This window comes from Butyrivibrio sp. INlla16, assembly GCF_900104155.1.
In the GTDB taxonomy this organism is placed as follows: domain Bacteria; phylum Bacillota; class Clostridia; order Lachnospirales; family Lachnospiraceae; genus Butyrivibrio.
In genome coordinates this window covers 22,624-41,975 of record NZ_FMYB01000022.1, presented here as the reverse complement: position 1 = coordinate 41,975, position 19,352 = coordinate 22,624, and the positions used below count along the sequence as shown (strand labels likewise).

17 protein-coding genes are annotated in these 19,352 nt (G+C 41.7%); all 17 read left to right on the top strand.

The window, feature by feature from the left end:
- Nucleotides 1–7: 7 nt before the first annotated feature.
- The gene (locus BLR42_RS11635; RefSeq protein ID WP_091869239.1) at nucleotides 8–1,042 is read left to right on the top strand and encodes a glycosyltransferase family 2 protein; all 1,035 of its coding nucleotides are present in this window, start codon (nucleotides 8–10) and stop codon (nucleotides 1,040–1,042) included.
- Nucleotides 1,039–2,115, top strand: a complete 1,077-nt coding sequence (locus tag BLR42_RS11630) for a glycosyltransferase family 2 protein (protein ID WP_091869237.1) — start codon at nucleotides 1,039–1,041, stop codon at nucleotides 2,113–2,115. The genes BLR42_RS11635 and BLR42_RS11630 overlap by 4 nt, the downstream gene beginning before the upstream one ends.
- The gene (locus BLR42_RS11625) at nucleotides 2,112–3,503 is read left to right on the top strand and encodes a DUF3329 domain-containing protein (protein ID WP_139165148.1); all 1,392 of its coding nucleotides are present in this window, start codon (nucleotides 2,112–2,114) and stop codon (nucleotides 3,501–3,503) included. The genes BLR42_RS11630 and BLR42_RS11625 overlap by 4 nt, the downstream gene beginning before the upstream one ends.
- Nucleotides 3,504–3,522: 19 nt before the next feature.
- Entirely contained in the window at nucleotides 3,523–4,737 is a 1,215-nt protein-coding gene (locus BLR42_RS11620) for a polysaccharide pyruvyl transferase family protein (protein WP_091869233.1), read from the top strand.
- Nucleotides 4,737–5,651, top strand: coding sequence for an alpha-1,2-fucosyltransferase (locus BLR42_RS11615; RefSeq protein ID WP_091869231.1), 915 nt, complete (start codon nucleotides 4,737–4,739; stop codon nucleotides 5,649–5,651). The genes BLR42_RS11620 and BLR42_RS11615 overlap by 1 nt, the downstream gene beginning before the upstream one ends.
- 42 nt (nucleotides 5,652–5,693) lie before the next feature.
- Nucleotides 5,694–6,503, top strand: a complete 810-nt coding sequence (locus BLR42_RS11610; RefSeq protein ID WP_091869229.1) for a DUF4422 domain-containing protein — start codon at nucleotides 5,694–5,696, stop codon at nucleotides 6,501–6,503.
- 17 nt (nucleotides 6,504–6,520) lie between these two features.
- Nucleotides 6,521–7,450: a glycerophosphodiester phosphodiesterase family protein gene (locus BLR42_RS11605; protein WP_091869228.1), complete on the top strand. Its 930-nt coding sequence runs from the start codon at nucleotides 6,521–6,523 to the stop codon at nucleotides 7,448–7,450.
- On the top strand, nucleotides 7,440–8,369 hold the full coding sequence (locus BLR42_RS11600; RefSeq protein WP_091869226.1) for a LicD family protein: 930 nt from the start codon (nucleotides 7,440–7,442) through the stop codon (nucleotides 8,367–8,369). Before BLR42_RS11605 ends, BLR42_RS11600 begins: the two co-directional genes overlap by 11 nt.
- Before the next feature lie 15 nt (nucleotides 8,370–8,384).
- Nucleotides 8,385–9,110, top strand: a complete 726-nt coding sequence (locus BLR42_RS11595; RefSeq protein WP_022762294.1) for an IspD/TarI family cytidylyltransferase — start codon at nucleotides 8,385–8,387, stop codon at nucleotides 9,108–9,110.
- A 112-nt stretch (nucleotides 9,111–9,222) separates the two neighbouring features.
- Entirely contained in the window at nucleotides 9,223–10,284 is a 1,062-nt protein-coding gene (locus BLR42_RS11590) for an NAD-dependent epimerase/dehydratase family protein (protein WP_091869224.1), read from the top strand.
- A 32-nt stretch (nucleotides 10,285–10,316) separates the two neighbouring features.
- The gene (locus tag BLR42_RS11585) at nucleotides 10,317–11,507 is read left to right on the top strand and encodes a CDP-glycerol glycerophosphotransferase family protein (protein WP_091869222.1); all 1,191 of its coding nucleotides are present in this window, start codon (nucleotides 10,317–10,319) and stop codon (nucleotides 11,505–11,507) included.
- On the top strand, nucleotides 11,504–12,316 hold the full coding sequence (locus tag BLR42_RS11580) for a LicD family protein (RefSeq protein WP_022762297.1): 813 nt from the start codon (nucleotides 11,504–11,506) through the stop codon (nucleotides 12,314–12,316). The genes BLR42_RS11585 and BLR42_RS11580 overlap by 4 nt, the downstream gene beginning before the upstream one ends.
- Nucleotides 12,317–12,343: 27 nt before the next feature.
- Nucleotides 12,344–14,347, top strand: a complete 2,004-nt coding sequence (locus BLR42_RS11575; RefSeq protein WP_091869219.1) for an LTA synthase family protein — start codon at nucleotides 12,344–12,346, stop codon at nucleotides 14,345–14,347.
- A gap of 26 nt (nucleotides 14,348–14,373) precedes the next feature.
- Nucleotides 14,374–15,165, top strand: a complete 792-nt coding sequence (locus BLR42_RS11570) for an ABC transporter permease (RefSeq protein WP_022762299.1) — start codon at nucleotides 14,374–14,376, stop codon at nucleotides 15,163–15,165.
- 17 nt (nucleotides 15,166–15,182) lie between these two features.
- Nucleotides 15,183–16,121, top strand: coding sequence for an ABC transporter ATP-binding protein (locus tag BLR42_RS11565; RefSeq protein ID WP_091869217.1), 939 nt, complete (start codon nucleotides 15,183–15,185; stop codon nucleotides 16,119–16,121).
- Between the two features lie 18 nt (nucleotides 16,122–16,139).
- Complete coding sequence (locus BLR42_RS11560) at nucleotides 16,140–17,336, top strand: CDP-glycerol glycerophosphotransferase family protein (protein WP_091869215.1); 1,197 nt, start codon at nucleotides 16,140–16,142, stop codon at nucleotides 17,334–17,336.
- A 35-nt stretch (nucleotides 17,337–17,371) separates the two neighbouring features.
- Complete coding sequence (locus BLR42_RS11555; protein WP_139165147.1) at nucleotides 17,372–19,336, top strand: hypothetical protein; 1,965 nt, start codon at nucleotides 17,372–17,374, stop codon at nucleotides 19,334–19,336.
- Nucleotides 19,337–19,352 lie beyond the last annotated feature (16 nt).

Genomic DNA, 19,352 nt, shown 5'->3' with positions numbered 1-19,352 from the left:
GTATGATATGGCAGAAAAATTAGTCAGTGTAATTATTACGGTATATAACATAAAGGAATACTTTAAGGACTGTATTGAGAGCGTAATAAACCAAACCTACAGCGACATAGAGATAATCCTCGTGGATGACGGAGCTACCGATGGAAGTGAAGTTATGTGCGACGAATATGCCGCGAGGGATGAGAGAATCCGCGTTATTCATAAGGAAAACGGCGGACTGATGTCTGCGTGGAGCACAGGTGTCAGAGAGGCCACCGGTCATTATGTCATGTTTATCGATGGAGATGACTGGGTAGACACGGATATGATTGAGTGCCTTCTTGAGTTTGCAGAGCCGTGTGGTGGTGCTACCGAGATTATAAGCAGCAATTATGTTATTGAGAAGAAAAATGAGAAGCGAAAAGTATCCAATGTAATGCCTTTTGGAGTATATGTTAGATCTGAGCTTCGTGAAGTAAGGACAAAGCTTCTTGGAGAAGAGAACAGACCGGTTATTATGTCCAGATGCATGAAGCTTATAACAAGGGATCTTATTTTAAATAACATGAAATATTTAAATTATGATATCCGTATGGCGGAAGACGTAAATATAATGCTTCCGTGCCTTCTCGATGTAGATAGACTTGTAATTCATGATGGATTCTTCTATCACTATAGAACAATCGGTACTTCTATGGCGCATGGGTATGACGAGCGGCTGCTTGATAATATCAGGCAGGATTACGATACCTTTTCCGGAATTATGAAGGACAAGGGCGTATCCAACGGGAAAGAACAGATGGACAGAGAATATGTGAGACTCCTGTTCTTTGTTATGAAAAATTTGCTCAGGGCAGATATTCCCGGAGTAACCGGGCGCGTAAGAGAAATTTTTGATACAGAGCCCATCAGGGGCATTATAAAAAATACACCCGTTACTGTATCGGAGAAATCCAATAAGCTTCTTTATTTTGGAATGAAACACCCGATTGCACCGGTGGTTCTTCTGATAAGGGTGATAATCAGGAGCTTTGACAGAGTAACGGCGGGGGCATTCTTATGAGTACTAACGGGGGCGGACCACTTATCAGCGTCATTATACCTGCTTATAATGCACAGGAGCTTATAGAGAACTGTGTGAAGTCAGTGTGCAATCAGGTGGTATCAGATACTGTCAGAGCCTTTTTTGGTATAGCAAATGATGCAGACAGCAGCCTCTTTGAGGTTGTTATAGTTGATGACGGATCAACTGACAAAACAGGTGAGATCTGTGACAGACTCTCATCAGAGTATAATTTTATAAAAACCATTCATGTAAAAAACGGCGGTGTATCAAAAGCTAGGAATATCGGACTTGAGAATTCCTGCGGAAGGTATATCGCTTTTGTTGATGCTGATGACAGCGTGGAGGATACATATTTTGATAATCTGCTGGTGGCTGTAACAGGAGGCGATGATACTGCATCCGAAGATAGAATATCTCTTGTTATTATGGATGGTAAAATGGTAACAGATGATATTATTACCGGACGAAGGTATCTTGAGGACGGCCTCTTATGTGAAGATACCCATGTATGGGGCAAGCTTTTCAGTAGAGAGGCTCTGACAGTGGGAGGACGTGAGATTCGATTCCCTGAGGGACTTACCATAGGAGAGGATATGCTCTTTCTTATGGAATTCCTGATAGGTATCGGAGACAGGCCCGGTATCAGAGCTATTGAAGGCGGCGGATATCACTATAATTACAACGACGACGGGGCTATGCTGAAGCGTTTTACGCCTTCCTATCTGGATCAGATTACCTGCTGGGAGCGGGCTGACAAGCTTATGGAGAGCATGAATCCCGGTGTGTCCTTAGAGTCTGTCAGAAGGCTCTCCGTGATCAAGATAATGGCTGCACTTTTGGTTGTAGGAAAATTTGCTAAAATCCTCAATATGAGCGAAAATAGTGATAGGGCTATGATTCTTGCCATGAGGGAGGAAGTGATAGGTAGGGCTAAAGGGATGATCACTGCAGCGAAAGCGGTTCCGGGAGCCTTCAGAGCACTTTCATCAGGCTATAAGGTCAAGACAGTTCTGTTTTCGGTAAGCCCTGACCTTTATATGAAACTTTACGGACAATGGAAGAAAAGATGATTAAAGAGGAAAACACCAGAAAAAGACTGTTTATATTCTCAGTAATATTGTGCTTTGTGACAATCTTTATCTATGAGTCGCTGACTCCGATGCTTATGGATGACCTTCCATATAGCAGGGAGGTTAGCAGGGCAGGGAGTTTCTTCGACCTTTTTGCGCAGGAATATAACCAGTATATGACCTGGATTGGCCGAAGCGTTGCACATTTTATGCTGAGAGCCATTATGTTTATCGATATGCATACTCTTGGAGGCAGAACATTCTTCAATATCATAGCTGCGGGTGTGTTCACATTGCTCACTGTGTTGATTTATCTGAATATCGACAGCAAGATACGATATAACGTTAAAAATTATTTGCTTGGAGTGCTTCTTGTCTGGATTTTTGGCGTGTCTTTCGGTCAGACAGTACTTTGGGAAGACGGTGCCTGCAACTATCTTTTTACAACAACAATAGTTATGGCTATGGTAACGGCATTTCGAAAGACCTACAGAAGAAGTATGTCGGGGGAGAATGCTACCGGTTTAAAATTAACCTTAGGTTTCTTTGTTTTGGGATTATTTGCCGGATGGTGCAATGAGAATACGAGCGGAGGACTCCTCCTTTTAATGATAATTCTCATATGCTATTACAAGAAGGTCTTCGTATGGACAATATCTGCAGTTATCGGTACGATCACAGGATTTGCCCTTATGCTGTTTGCTCCCGGCAACAGGATCAGGATGCAGTATATGGAGGAAAAGCACGAAGGACTTTCGGCGATACCTATAAGGTTCCTTAACATTACAACTACTCTTAAGGAAGAATTCATGCTGCTTTTAATTGCACTGGTTATTCTTCTTATATTCCTGTGGGTTCAGGGTAAAAAGTTTGAGGATATGAAGGAGATGTTTCTGTTTACATTCATATTCTTCGCAACGTCCTATTGCCTGGTGCTCACTGCAACGCCGCAGGAGAGAGTTTTCTTTGCTCCGGGAATATTCCTTACGGTTGCGCTGGTTCAGGGTTATGCGAATATTGATCCCGGCATGCCTGACCCGGAGTCGGCAAGATATGTGATTTTTAAGACCCTTAAACTTGGAATTGTGGGAGCGATGCTGGTCTATATGGTATTTACCTATATAGAATGCGGCGCAAAGCTTGTATGGATATACAGAGTGGAGCGTGAAAGGTACGAATACCTTGAGGAAATGGCAGCAAAGGGCGAAGAGAATGTAACGGTTCCGATGCTTTATCCTCAGTTTGAGAACAAATATACAGCTGCTTACGAAAGTGATGTCGCCGGTGACATTGATGATGACAGATACTGGATTAATGAACTTATAGCAAATTATTATGGCTTTAAAACAGTAACCGGTGTGGATCCTGACATTTGGGAAGAAAATTGATTATACGGATGAGGGACTGATGGACAGACAACTGATTTTTTATATGCACGCCGGAAGCGGCAACCACGGCTGCGAGGCCATAGCGGATGCCACACTTTTTGCTTTGAATAAGGTAAATGAGGGTAAAAAGGGGATAGCTCCTATTATTGTTACCAATAACAGGGAGCAGGACATGCGCTACGGGCTCGGAGCAAGGGTATCCGGTGGTGAGTGCAGCATAATTGAGGAAAAACATATAGCTGAGGATTTTATACCTCATGTTATGTATTATGTCTATAGAAAAATAACGGGTGATGCAGTATCTTTTTGGCGTTATCAGTTTAAAAATGTGCTTAAGACAGCAGGAGATTATATAAGACCTATAGCTGTGTCCATTGGAGGAGATAATTACTGCTACCCCGAGATGGTTAATGATCTTAAGCTTGCACACGAAGCCTTCCTGGAAAAGGGAATGCAGTCAGTGCTCATGGGATGTTCGATAGAACCCGATACAGTTTTGGGGCTAAAGGACGACCTGATGAAATTTGATCTCATAACAGTAAGGGAATCAATTTCTTACGAGGGGATGATACAAGGCGGAATACCTGAAGAAAAGGTTAAGCTTTGTCCGGACCCTGCATTTATGCTTCCGGTGGAAAAGGGAACTCTTCCCGAAGGCTTTGAGGAAGGCAATACGATAGGCCTCAATGTCAGCCCGATGGTTCAGGGGAAAGAATCCCGCCTCGGAATAACCATGGAAAACTACAGAAATTTAATAAAACATGTGTTATCTGAAATGGACGGAGCAAAAGTAGCTCTTATTCCTCATGTGGTTTGGAGCAGCAATGATGACAGAAAACCGCTTAAAGAGCTCTATGAGGAGTTCAAAGATACCGGAAGGGTTATCCTTGCAGAGGATGCGTCTGCTCAGAAACTTAAGGGAATAATCAGCGCCTGCAGATTTTTTATAGGTGCAAGGACACATTCCACTATCGCCGCTTATTCTACCTGTGTACCAACCCTGGTGCTCGGATATTCGGTAAAATCAAGGGGAATAGCAAGAGATCTCTTCGGGACGGAAGAAAACTATGTGGTACCCGTGCAGAAGCTGAAGACGGAGACGGATCTCGTAGAGGCGTTTAAATTCATAGTCGAAAACGAAGATAATATCAGAGGAAAACTAAGTGAAATAATGCCGGAGTATAGCAGCAGAGCTGCTAATAACGTGCGTTATATAAAGGAGCTTGTCAGATAATGCTGATAATACAGATAGCAGGCGGCCTTGGAAATCAGATGCAGCAATACGCCATGTATAGAAAGCTGCTCAAAGCCGGTGCTGATAGGAATATAAAACTCGATATAAAATGGTTTGATGAGGATAAGCAGAGCGGGGTTCTGGCAAAAAGAAAACTGGAACTTGAGTATTTTACCGGATTGCCACTTCCTGTATGCAGCGAAAGTGAGCGGGCGAGATTTACGGACAGAAGTGTGGCAAGGAAGGTGGTGGAGAAGCTTGTTCCCGGAATGGGAAGCCGATTTACCGAAAGCTGCATGTATCATCCGGAAATCTTCGAATTAAAGGATAAGTATATCGAAGGGTATTTTGCCTGCCAGAAATACTATGACGATATTATGGGTGAGCTGCAGGAGCTTTTCGTATTCCCCACACATTCGGATGAAGAGATCAATATTAAGAATATGAATCTTATGAATGAGATGGAGATGGTTCCCAGCGTAAGTGTTCACATAAGAAGAGGTGATTATCTTGATCCGGAGAATGCGGCGCTTTTTGGAAATATAGCTACAGATGCGTACTATGACAGCGCCATGGAATATTTTAAAGCAATTGATCCTGACACGCATTTCTATATTTTCACGAATGATCCGGAATATGCGAGAGCGAAGTATGCTGATCCCGGGAGATATACGATAGTAGACCATAACACAGGGAAGTATTCTCTTCTGGATATTCAGCTTATGAGTCACTGCAGGGGAAATATCTGTGCTAATTCCACATTTTCTTTCTGGGGAGCAAGACTCAACCGAAGAAAAGACAAAATACCTGTAAGAACTCTTGTAATGCGTAATAACCAACCAGTGACTCCGGAACTGATGCATGAATATTGGCCGGGGTGGGTGCTCGTGGACAAAGACGGCAAAGTGCGGTAAAATAAGCATTTAGATATTGATTGAAGGAAAAGGTACAGGCGAATGCCCGATATCAAGATTATAATCGCGACGACAAAAAAATACAGAATGCCTGACGATCCTGTTTACTTGCCTATACAGGTAGGCGCTGCCATGAAGAAGGCGGCTAATACTCCGTATATGAAGGACAACACGGGCGACAATATTTCCGCGAAAAACAGCAGTTATTGTGAGCTGACCGGACTTTATTGGGCGTGGAAGAATCTTAAGGCAGATTATATAGGGCTTGTCCATTACAGAAGATATTTTGCGTCACCGGAATCAAGAGGCGAGGATGATCCGTTCAACAGAATCATAGGTGGCGAGGAAGTTAAGAGGCTTCTGGAAAAGAGCTGTATTATTGTCCCGAAGAAAAGAAGATATTATATAGAGACACTTCAGTCGCATTATGCGCACACACACTATGTGGAGCAGCTGGATGAGACGGGAAAGGTGATAAAGGATCTCTTTCCGGAGTATATGGAGTCATTTGAGAGAGTGATGACACAGACCTCCGGGCATATGTTTAACATGATGATCATGCGCAAGGATGTGCTGGACAGATACTGTGAGTGGTTGTTCACCATTCTTCCCGAGGTTGAGAAAAGATATCCGGAGGAAAACCTCGGAGCCTATCAGGGAAGATATATCGGCAGAATCGCAGAACTGATATTTAACGTGTGGCTCGATTACCAGATTACGTCGGGAGTTATACCGCGATATCAGATACAGGAGCTTCCCTGCGTACATATTGAGACGGTCAACTGGCTAAAAAAGGGCGGAGCTTTCCTTGCAGCAAAGTTGTTTCATAAAAAATACGGTCACAGTTTCTAGTTCTAGAGAGAAGTATAGTGAAAAAGACAGTTAAAGCTGCAATATTTATCATAATCATAGCGTTAATGTTAATTTTTGGCATATCGTTTTTTACCGGCGGTATGCCAACTATTTTTTCTGCCCTGACAAAGCCTTTTTCAGGTCCCGGAAAAGAAGTCTCTTCGGAAGAGAATAGGGCAGAGATTGCTCGCGTTCGTGATGAACTGCTTGCTGAGGGACATATAGTTCATGCTGCCGGGTTCATTCAAAAAGGTGATGGTGAGCAGGTTAATTACACCAGCAGTCTGGAAGCGCTGAAAAACTGTTATGAAAAGGGAAATAACTTTTGTGAGCTTGATTTTCTCATGACAACAGATGGGCAGCTGGTATGCGCTCACAGCTGGAAACAGCTGTATGACAATGGTGAGGCTCTCTCCGGCGCGGTAAGTCTTGAACAGGCATTAAATTGCAAGGTAGAGGGCGAGTTTACGCCTCTTGATCTTGACCGGCTTTCGGCATTTATGAGAGATCATACAAATATTTACATAGTTACTGATATCAAGCAAGATTATAATATAGATGGGGCGCGATTTATTGCAGAGAAATATCCCGAACTGATGGACAGAATGATAATTCAGGTTTATCACGAGCAGGAGGCCGTCACCATGGAAAAAATCGGTTTTAGATATATTATCTATACGCTCTATCGGACAAGCGAGGAGGAGCGTACGCCGGAGGCTATAAGGAATGACGCTTCAAAACATGATTTTGTGGCGTGGACGGTTAAGAAAAGCTTTCTTAATGATGAGCTTATTTCTGCAATAGATGAAAGCGGAGGAGTCATTTTTACTCATACAATAAATGATCCTGAGGACATGAAAAATTACATAGCTATGGGAGTTGACGGATTCTATTCGGATGTTGTCTCGTGGGATGATATAAAAAAGGAACTGGGAAATGGGAGATAACAAAGCCATAGGTGCGCAGGACAGGCGGCATTTTTTTAAAACCGGATTTCGCGGCGCGCCGGGCACCTTTGAACTTAGTGAAGAACAATTGAAAAAGCTGCAGAGCACTTTGCTTGATATGCTAAAGGATTTTATAGAAGTCTTCGAGGAAGAAAAGATTTTCTATACCCTAAGCGGAGGCTCTGTTCTGGGAGCAATAAGGCATAAGGGCTTCATTCCGTGGGATGATGATATAGATATTAACATGCCCAGGAAGGATTTTGAGCACCTAAAGGAAGTCTTTGACAGGAGACTGGGCGACAAATATGTGCTCTGCGGACCTGAATTTGGCAGAGGCTATGGCATGAGCCATGTTCAGATAAAGAAAAAAGGCACGGTATATAAGGCTTTCAATGAGCTTACAATGGAAGATACCGGTATTTTCATAGATATATTTGTACTTGAGAATACCTATGACAGTGCGCTAAAGAGGAAGATACACGGAACCTTTTGCCTCATGATGGGATACATCCTGACCTGTAGGAAAACTGCAGAGGATTGGGAGGCGCTTGAGCCGTATCTTTCCGTAAATGAAGTGTTAAGGTCAGCTTTTAAAAAGAAGATGAGAATAGGCAGGCTCTTTAATTGGAAGAGCCTCGATAAAGTTGCGGGGCGTGTTTTTTATTGGTATTCTTATTGTGGCGAGAATGATTCCAGGTTCGTATGCATCCCCAGCGGCAGGAAGCATTATTTCGGAGAGATGTACAACCGGGAAGACATGTGCGAGTCCAGAGATGCTGCTTTCGAGGGCATTTCAGTAAGAATTCCCAAGGGAACAGAGCGTTACATGGAGATCCTGTACGGACCAAACTATATGCAGATTCCGTCGATTGAAGACCGGGAAATACATTCCGCGGTAGAACTTGATTTTGGAGAATAAAGGGAGAGATAGAAAATGGCAAACATAGCAATTATTATCGCAGGCGGTTCAGGACATCGCATGCAGCAGGACATTCCGAAGCAGTTTATCAATGTATATGATAAGCCGGTTCTTATGTATACTCTCGAGGGCTTTCAGAAGCACCCTCAGATTGATGCAATAGAACTCGTTTGTATCGATGGATGGCAGGATATGGTATGGGCTTATGCCAAGCAGTTTAATATAACCAAGCTTAAGTGGATCGTACCCGGCGGTGAGAGCGGACAGGAATCCATCAGAAACGGTGTGTTCAATCTTGAAGGAAAAGTAAACGATGACGACAACATCATTATTCATGACGGAATCAGACCTCTTGTTGATGAGATGGTTCTTTCGGATGTCATAGTTGTGTGCTCAAAGCATGGCAATGCGGTTACTTCTCTTCCTTATAACGAGCAGATCTTTGTTGTGAACGATGAGGAAGAGGGCACTACCAAAAAATACATTCCGAGAGAGACACTTAGACGTGTTTCCACACCTCAGGCTTACAAGTTTGGCAAGCTCGACTGGGCATACCATGAGGCATTTGAAAAGGGAATCGGAATTAAGGGAAGCGCCTATACCAACACAATGATGGTTGACCTTGGTGAGAAGCTGTATTTTGCAGCAGGTTCTGACAAGAACATCAAGCTCACAACCAAAGATGACCTTGAGATGTTCAAGGCATATCTTAAGTCCGACAGAGATAACTGGCTTAAATAATATTATAAATCCTGCCTTCCCCTTGGGGGATGGAAGAAAGATAAAATATCCAGCCTTCCCCCAGGGGGGAAGGTGGCACGAAGTGCCGGATGAGGGGATATTGAGGTTACAAATGAACTTATTAATTAACGAACTTTACAAAGAAGACATCAAACACGCAGCAACACTTGAATTACCTTGGAAAAAGCTTTCCGGTAAAACTGTTCTCCTTTCAGGAGCGACAGGCCTTGTGGGGAGTTTTCTGATTGATGTACTTAATTACAGAAATGCAGAATTTGGCAGCAACACAAAAATAATAGCCCTGGGCAGAAGCAGGCAGAGAATCTACGATCGCTTCGGCCTTCAGGGAGACACAGATCTTTTCAAGGCTATAGAGCAAGACGTAAATGACGATCTTTGCCCGGAGCTTTTATCACAGAATGCGGATTATGTGCTGCATCTTGCAAGCAACACACATCCGCTTCAGTATTCAACTGATCCTATCGGAACAATAATCACAAACATCATCGGGCTTCGCAATATGCTTGATTTCGCGGCAGATAAAAAGGCTGAGCGCTTCATTTTTGCGTCTTCGGTTGAGGTTTATGGTGAAAATCGCGGAGATACCGAGAGATTTGCAGAGGATTACCTCGGATACATCGACTGCAACACTATGAGAGCAGGATATCCGGAGAGCAAGAGAGCAGGAGAGGCTCTTTGCCAGGCATACATGAAGCAGAGAGAGCTGGATGTAGTTATTCCCAGACTTTCAAGAACCTATGGACCATCAATGCTTAAGACAGACACCAAAGCCATATCACAGTTCATTAAGAAAGGTGTTGATAAGGAAAACATCGTTCTCAAGTCTGAGGGAAATCAGCTGTACTCCTACAGCTATGTTGCCGATGCCGTAACAGGTGTTTTGTATTGCTTATTCTATGGCAAAAGCGGCGAAGCTTATAACATCGCAGATCCTGATTCCGACATTACACTTAAGGACATGGCAAAGGCTATTGCTGAGTATGTAGGAACAGAAGTTATTTTTGAGATTCCGGATGCCACTGAGGCAGCAGGCTACTCTAAGGCTACCAAGGCAATGCTTGATTCGGCCAAATTAAAAACGCTTGGTTGGAAAGCTGATTATGATATGAAGAGAGGCCTTACGAGGACTATTGATATACTGAGAACGATATGATTTATGTAAAGATTTATTGATGAGGAAATTAAGTGGCAGGAAAAACCTATCGCAAAATTCGAAAATACTATACCAGAAAAGTACTGTATCCATTACTTTTTAATATCCATTCACTTGCGCCTCTCAAGGAAAATAAAGTGGTTTTTCTTGAACTCAGATATCCTGAGTTGTCTGATTCATTCAGGCTGATTTACAAAGAACTGAAGGGAAAATACAATCTGGACATACATTGTCATTACCTGCATATAGGGACACTCAGCAGGGATGAAGTACATGTTAAAATGATGGATTTCATGAGAGATGCTGCCACAGCCAAGTATCTTATCTATAGTGAAGGAAGAGATATTCAGGCTTGTATAAGGAAGAGAAAAGGACAGCGTATATTAAATACATGGCATGGGGCAGGCGCCTTTAAAAGATTCGGTCTCAGCAGAGAGGATAAGTCATCAGGCAGCCTGGAAAAGAGCATTGAGCGTTATCCAGAGCATGCTGATTATGATATTGTAACCGTAAGTTCTCCGGAGGTCGTATGGGCTTTTGTGGAAGCTATGGGAAAAGAGAAGAATCCAGGTTGCATAAGGCCATTGGGACTATCCCGCACGGATGTGTTTTATAAAGAAGAGCACAAGAAGAAGGCTTTCGAGAATCTGTATAATATGGTTCCGGAGGCAAAGGGTAAAAAGATCATATCCTATGCTCCGACCTTCAGGGGACGTATTACTAAAGCAAGTGCACCTGATAAGATTGATGTTAAGAAGTTTTACGAGGCACTCGGTGATGAATACATACTTCTTATAAAGCATCACCCGGTTGTGAAAAACAGACCAGAGATACCGCAGGACTGCTCTGAGTTTGCATATGATGTGACAGATACGCTTCCTGTAGAAGATCTGATTTTTGTATCGGATATAATGATCTCTGATTATTCTTCGGTAATATTTGAGTATTCATTACTTGAGAAGCCCATGGTGTTTTTTGCCTATGATCTTGATGAATATTACGATAAAAGAGGCTTTTTCTATGATTATGAAGAGATGACGCCCGGACCGATATGCAAAACGAATGAAGAGATGATAGAATATATCGCCGATATAGATCAGCGTTTTGACAAAAGCATTGTTCATAACTTCAGGGAGAAATTCATGAGCGCATGTGATGGACATGCTACAGAAAGAATAATAGCTGAATTTTTTGAGCCGTCTATTGAAAAATACAGAAAATGAAAAAATTAACATTAGAAGAAATAAAAGCAGTCGAATTTAATATATTGGTGGAATTTCAGAAATTGTGCAATGAACATGATCTGAAATTCTATTTATGCGGGGGGTCTCTACTTGGGGCAATCCGTCATAAGGGCTTTATTCCCTGGGATGATGACATCGATATTTGCATGGCAAGACCTGAATATATGAGACTTGCAGGGCTTGTAAGGGATGAAAAGCTGAATATGCCCGAATGGATGAGAATAGTTTGTTTTGAGAACGGAACATCAAGATTTCCATTCATTAAGGTCCTTGATAAAAGATATGTGGTACACAATGACTTTTTCAAGGACAGTGAAAACGACAATCTCTGGATAGATCTTCTTCCTGTCGACGGAATTCCCGAAAAAGAGGAAGAATCAAAACAATTATTTGACACAGTCACAAAATATCGCAAATATGTTCAGATGAAGTATGTAAGACCCTTTGAGGGTAAGAGCCTTGGAAAAAAGCTTGTTAAACCGGTGCTGTCCGTAATAGCTCATATAATAAATACCGACAGATATAACTATAAAATAGTTGATATGGCAAGGAAGAATGTATATGAAAAGTCTGACTGGGTCGGAATTGTGACAGAGGGTCTTTACGGGACTAAAGAGGCTATTCCAAGAGATGCCTATGAGAAATCCATTGAGGTTGAATTTGAGGGACATAAGTTCTTGGCAACCTCATATTGGCATGAATACCTGACGAATCTGTTTGGTGATTATATGTGTCTTCCACCGGAGGATAAAAGGAAGACTCATGACATGAAGGCATATCAGAGATAAAGCCTTAGTCAAAGCTATGAGAGAACTATGATTAGTATTAAAAATGATAAAGACAGAATTTTCAAATATATTTATGTGCTGATAGTTGTGCTTATAACGGCAATACTGGCACTTAGAGTTACTGATTGGACAGGAAAAAGATATCAGTTGCTATCTCTGCTGTTCTTCGCGTTTTCAGTGACGATTCCCTTTTGGGGCGACCGGGTAAAGGAGGTCGTTAACAAATATTTATTTGTACCCATAATGCTTGTATTTCCGGCAATATGCTTTTTTATTACTGAAAAAGCGATGGATACAGATTTTACTTTTAGTGTGAAATTCAAGTATTTACTTGGTAATTATGCGCTTTACCTGCTGATATTTCTTCTTATATACGCGCTGACATTATCCCTTGGGGTGTCTGTTTGCATTACAGGTCTCTTGTCCGTAATGTTCGGAGTCGGGAATTACCTGGTAATTTTATACAGGCAGATTCCTATTCTTGCCGGAGATATAGCGATTGTAGGAACAGCCATGAATGTCATCGACAGTTATGTGTTCGTTATAGGGATAAGGCAGTTCATGGCGCTTATTTTTTTGCTTTCGTGTATCAGCTTTTGCATATTCTGCTTTCGGAAAAATGATGAGGTTAAGTTCAAAGTACGGGCAGTGATAGCAGCACTGTATCTGGTAGTTTTTTCGGGAAGCTGTTATGTTTTGTTTTTTACGGATTTTCTTCAGAATAACAGGGTGTCAATTAACACCTTTATGCCGATTAAATCCTACAATAAATATGGTGGTATCCTCACGCTGGCCAGAAGTGTTCGCATTATGGTTATAGATAAGCCAGACGGATATTCGATAGACGAGCTTAAGGACAGATGCAGCGCATATGAGTCGGATTCTATAAGTGATGATGGTTATGTAAGGCCAAATGTAATTGTTGTTATGGATGAAGCCTTTGCCGATCTGCAGGAATTGGGAGAGCTTAATACGGATATTCCGGTGATGCCTTTTTATGACAGCCTCGAAGAGAACACCATTAAGGGACAGCTGTATGTATCCGTGTTCGGAGGGCAGACAGCCAATTCGGAGTTTGAATTCTTGACAGGCGATTCAAAGGCGTTTTTACCTGCCGGAACGACACCTTTTCAGCTATATATTAAGAGCTTTATGCCTTCCGTTACATCCAATCTGAAGGCGGACAGCTATGGCAGGGTTCTTGCGATGCATCCCTTTAATCCCAGTGGATACAATCGTCAAAACGTTTATAATTATTTGCAATTTGATAGATACATATCTATAAACGATTTTGCGGAAGATGTACCGACCATCGGCGGGCGCGTTCGCGATGAGGTTGATTTTGACAGAATCATAGAGGAATACGAGAATGCCCGCAAAGAGAGTGACGAACCCTTTTATATTTTCAATGTGACCATGCAGAATCACAGTCCTTACGATCATGTGTTTGAGAATCTAGATTATGTCGTTGGGATAGAAGATGAAAAATATGACACACAGGAGATAAACTCTTATATAAATCTTGTTCATGAGAGCGACAGAGCATTGGAAAAACTGGTCGGGTATTTTTCGAATGTTGATGAACCGACAGTTATTGTATTCTTCGGAGATCATGAACCGGGATTAAGCAATGAGTTTTATGATACCATTCTCGGGAAGAGCAAAAAGACGCTTACTGATGAGGAATCCTTCAGCCTGTATCATACGTCCTATTTTATATGGGCCAACTATGATATAGATGAAGAAAGCTACAGTAATGCTGATATTAGCGCTAACTATCTTCAGTCGCTGACAATGGAAGTGGCGGGAATGAAGCAAAGCGGATATAATAAGTTCTTAGTTGACCTTATGAAGGATGTTCCGATAATAAATATTAACGGATATCTGGATGCTGATGGGAAGTATTATTCGGTAGACGATGATACATCGAAATACTATGAGCAAATAAAAACGTATCAGTGGCTTAGCTACAATCATCTGTTTGATAAAAAGAACAGGCTGGATGATTTTTTTGAATATAAGGTAGACTAAAGCCGGGTTATAAAAGGTAGGATTTAATGATTGAAGGAACTATAAAAAGAACAACAAAAAATATGCGTAAGTACAAGTTTCTTTTTGAGGAGCTTGTAAAGAGAGATTTCAACCAGAAGTATAAGAGAACGGTACTGGGAATGGCATGGAGTATCCTTTCACCTCTTTTGCATCTCCTGGTTATGAAGATGGTGTTTACCAGATTCTTTGGAAGGAATGCTCCGCATTATACAACATATTTGTTTGCCGGAAACATAGTAATGTCATTCTTTAAGGAAGCAACCAAGAATGGCATGGCAAGCTTGATGAAAAATTCCAAGATAATACAGAAGATAAATGTACCCAAATATCTCTTCCTGTTATCAAGGAATGTATCTGCGCTGGTAAATTTCATGCTGACGATGCTGGTATTTTTCCTGTTCTGTATAATTGACAAGATACAGTTTGGCCCGCGTATGTTATTACTTATTTATCCTGTGATCTGTTTGACGATCATGAATGTCGGAATCGGAATGATACTGTCGGCGCTTTTCGTATTCTTCCGTGACATTCAGTATTTGTATGAAGTATTCCTTACACTGCTTACATACTTATCTGCAATATTCTATCAGGTTAGTCGCTTCCCGGAGAAGTTCCAGCCGCTGTTTTTACTTAACCCGGTGTATGTAATGATCAAGTACTTCAGGACAATATGTATAGATTGCATTATACCGTCGCCGCAGTATCACTTATTATGTGCATTTTATGCGCTTTTCTACCTGGCGATAGGTGCGTGGATCTATAAACGTTATAATCATGAGTTCGTGTACTACATGTAAGCTAAGAAGGTAATAATATGGCAATTGTTCAATGTGATAACGTTAGTATCAGATATATAAAAGGTGACCTCAAAGCGATAGGGCTTAAAGAGTATGTTGTAAGAAAGCTTAGAGGCAACTATCATATAAAGGAATTCTGGGCCGACAGAAATGTGACTTTTTCTCTTGAAAAGGGAGATATGCTTGGTATCGTCGGAACCAATGGCGCGGGTAAAAGTACGCTTCTCAAGGCTATTTCCGGAATACTTCTCCCTGTTGAGGGCAAGGTTAAGGTAAAGGGTAATATTGCGGCTCTTCTCGAGCTTGCAAGCGGCTTTGACATGGATATGACCGTCAGGGAAAACACTTACCTTCGCGGAGCCATGCTTGGATATACCAGAGACTTTCTTGATGAGAAATACGATGAGATCATCAAGTTCGCTGAACTGGAGAAATTCCAGGATTACGAGTTTAAGCAGCTTTCAAGTGGAATGAAATCGAGACTTGCATTTTCTATCGCATGCCTTGTAGATCCTGACATAATCATACTGGATGAGGTACTGTCTGTCGGAGACGGTGCATTCAGAAAAAAGAGTGGCGACAAGATGAAAGAAATCCTTGGCCGCGGAATAACAGGTATGCTGGTTTCACATTCCGCTACTCAGGTCAGAGAGCTGTGCAATAAGATGCTGTGGCTTGATCACGGCAAACAGATCGCTTTTACCGATGAAGTTGAACTGTACATGGATGCTTATGAAGAGTTCCTTGTGACCAGGAAACTACCTGAGAACAGAAGTGATATTGAGAAGCTTGCAGCTGATTTCAAGGTCAGAAAGAAAAGAGAGTCTGAAAATGAGGATTCCGTTTTAAGGAAGATGCTTATGGATGCACCTGATGAAGATGCTGTTAACACAGCAATAGGGTATCTTAGAGAAAAGCACCCTGAGGTCCTTAAGAAGAGTTATCTAAACGGCTGATGGAAAAGAGAAGAGCAGATGAAAAGGCTTAAAAAGAAACATGTGGTCAGGTGGATTACAAGGAAAGTTGTATTTCCGCTGGTGTATCACATAAATGCATTAAGGCCAATAAAAAAAGATAAAGTACTTTTTATGGAGGGCAGATTTTCAGAAGTAACGGATAATTTTACAGAGATAATCCGGGTTCTTGAACAGGACTACAATCTGGATATCCACTACCATTTCCTTTTGCAGGGATTTGTCTCCAATAAAGAGACCATAAGACGCCAGATAGCGTTTGTGAAGGATGCTGCAACAGCTGCATTTCTTATTTATAACGATGCAAGTGATACGCAGGGAGCTTTTAAGGTCAGAAAAGGTACAAGAGTACTTAATACCTGGCATGGTGCAGGCGCCTTTAAAAAGTTCGGCCTTAGCACAGCTGATAAGATTTTTGGCGGCAGCAGGAAAGAACAGTTAAGATATAATGCTCATCCTCACTATGATTTGTTCACTGTATCAAGTCCCGAGGTTGAATGGGCCTATGTTGAGGCCCTTGGCAAGGAAAAGGATTCTGAAAGCATAAAAGGCGTTGGACTTAGCAGGACAGACGTCTTTTACCGTAAGGAGTACATCGATAGTGCAAAGGATAAACTTATAAGTGAGTTTCCCGAAGCAGCAGGCCAAAAAGTAATACTCTATGCTCCGACCTTCAGAGGAAGAATGAAAAGGGCAGAGACGCCAAATGAGCTTGATCTGGAGCTTTTCTATAAAGAGCTTTCGGATGAGTATGTGGTGCTGATAAAGCACCATCCTCTTGTGAAAAAGGCAAAGCGTCCGGTAGTGGATGACAGATTTAAGGCATTTGCCAAGGATGTCACTGATACCATGGCTATTTCGGATCTTCTTTGCGTCTCAGATATCTGTATTACTGATTATTCATCACTGATATATGAGTATTCCATTTTTGAGAGACCAATGGTGTTCTTTGCATATGACCTCGAAAATTACTGCGATTGGAGAGGATTCTATTATAATTATGATGAGATGACTCCCGGACCTGTTTGCAGGACCAACGAGGAAATGATTGACTATATTAAAAATGTAGAGGACAGATTCGATAAAAAGGCGGTTCATGACTTTAGAGAGAAATTCATGAGCGGCTGTGACGGTCATGCTACAGAGAGAATTATAGATATGTTTTTTGGTGATCGCATAGAAGCATATAGAAAGTAAGACGGGCAGTACGGTAATTATGGAGGAGAACTGATTTGTCTACGGTTATGATGGTAGCGGGGATATGTATGCTGCTTTGCTGCGGTATGGGATACTATGCTCTCCTGCGCATAGAGGGAGAACTAAGTGTTGCGTACTCGGCAATTACGCTTATAGTTGTTTTGCAGGTCTTTGGACTGACCGCCGGAATTAGTGCCGGAGCTAAGATATACTTTGCTCTGTCACTGATAGGATTATTGTTATTTATATTGAAGGGCAGAGACAGAAAAGGTTTCTTTTCCGTAGGAGTTGTTGCTTTTATAGGTTTGTCACTGGCTGGTATTGTCGCTTTTCATGGAGATTTCATACAGACATATGATGATTTTCATCAGTGGGCTGCAGAAGTTAAGTACATGTATGAGAACAATTTTATTCCGGTGGATGGAGACTTCATCGGCTCAGCACTTGTTCCGCCGGAAACAAGCTTGTTTTCGGCATTTTTCCAGATCCTTGGAGGATACAATGAAGGATATATGTATTCTTCGGGATTCATGCTGTCAGCTATAGCGGCAGTGCTTCCCCTCCTTAGATTGAAATGGAAGGACTGGTATAAGGGATTATTATATGTTTTGCTGGTATATGCAGGACTTTTTAGTCTTTATGTTCAGCCCTATAAAAGTCTGTATGTGGATGTTCCCTGCGCGATGTGGGCTGCAGGAACCTGCATGGTTTGGTATATAATAGGCGGTGATAAAACTGATACAGACAAAATCGCTGCATCCGGTAATAAGCTTTTGGGGCTTATCATCAGATTCAGGAACGGATTATTGATGATACCGCTCCTTGTGTTTGTGGCCAGAATCAAGTGGGGAGTCGGACTTTTAATGTGGTTGTTCACTCTGGCCTTCATTGTTATTGACAGTATTGAGAGGAAAAACGGCAGTTCCATCGGAGCGATACTAAAGCGCAGATGGAAACAGGGTGTTGCTATTATTGCAATTGGTATTGTGCTTGTAGCTGCTGTTTGGTTTCTCTTGGGAGAATCCTTTATTCCTGCCAACTTGCACGGAGTTCTGGAGGCGCTTACGTTTTCATCAAAAAAGGCAAGACTTACCGCATTGTGTCTGCCTTATACAATATTTGAAAAGTCGCTGACCAGTAATCCCAATATGCCATTCAGGGCAGCACAGGCTACCATAATGATAACAATTATTATGGCAGTGATGGTTTCATGGTGCAAAGAGGAAGCAGAAAAAAGAAGATTGCTTGCTCAGACCATTGCTTTCCCGATTTATATGCTGTTATATATTGCCGGATTATATGTGAGCTATGTTTCCGTCTTTTCATACGAAGAGAGCATAAGAAACGCTACGGGATATAGATATCTGTCGATTGTGGTTGTTTTTGAGTACGTTATCATGTCTGCATTCCTGCTTAGAAGGATTGTCAGTGAGAAAAGTTTTGCAGATCAGTCGGAGGGCAGAGCAAAGCGTCTTTCTAATACTTCTTTGCTGGGACTTGCGGTTTTAGTCCTTATGATATCTAATTTTAATGAAGACATCATATTCAAGGGATCTTCACTGCACTATTGGGAGAATCCTACCTATGAAAAAATCAATAGGACAAAAGAGCAGGTTGAAGAAATAAAAACTATAATAGGTGAAGATGACAGAGTCTATATGCTCAGTAATGCATATTCTCTTGAAAATATGAATGAATATCCGCTGTGTGTTGCACTTTATTATATGGACAAGCAGGTGAGCAATTATCTGAATTCGCCCTGGGAGTTCAATAAAAAGGGAAGTTATACTTTCAATTGCAAAACAGATACTACCATAGAAGAATTCCCGGATATGATAAAGACGGGTGGGTATACTTACATTTGGATTCATTCCCATGATCAGTTTTTGGATGAATCCTTCTGGGAGATGTTTAATAGTGACATAGAGGCTAACGGTCTTTATAAAGTCAATATTTCCGATACCGGCGATATCACGCTCGAATTAGTCAGGGAATTATAATTGGAAGAGGATATAT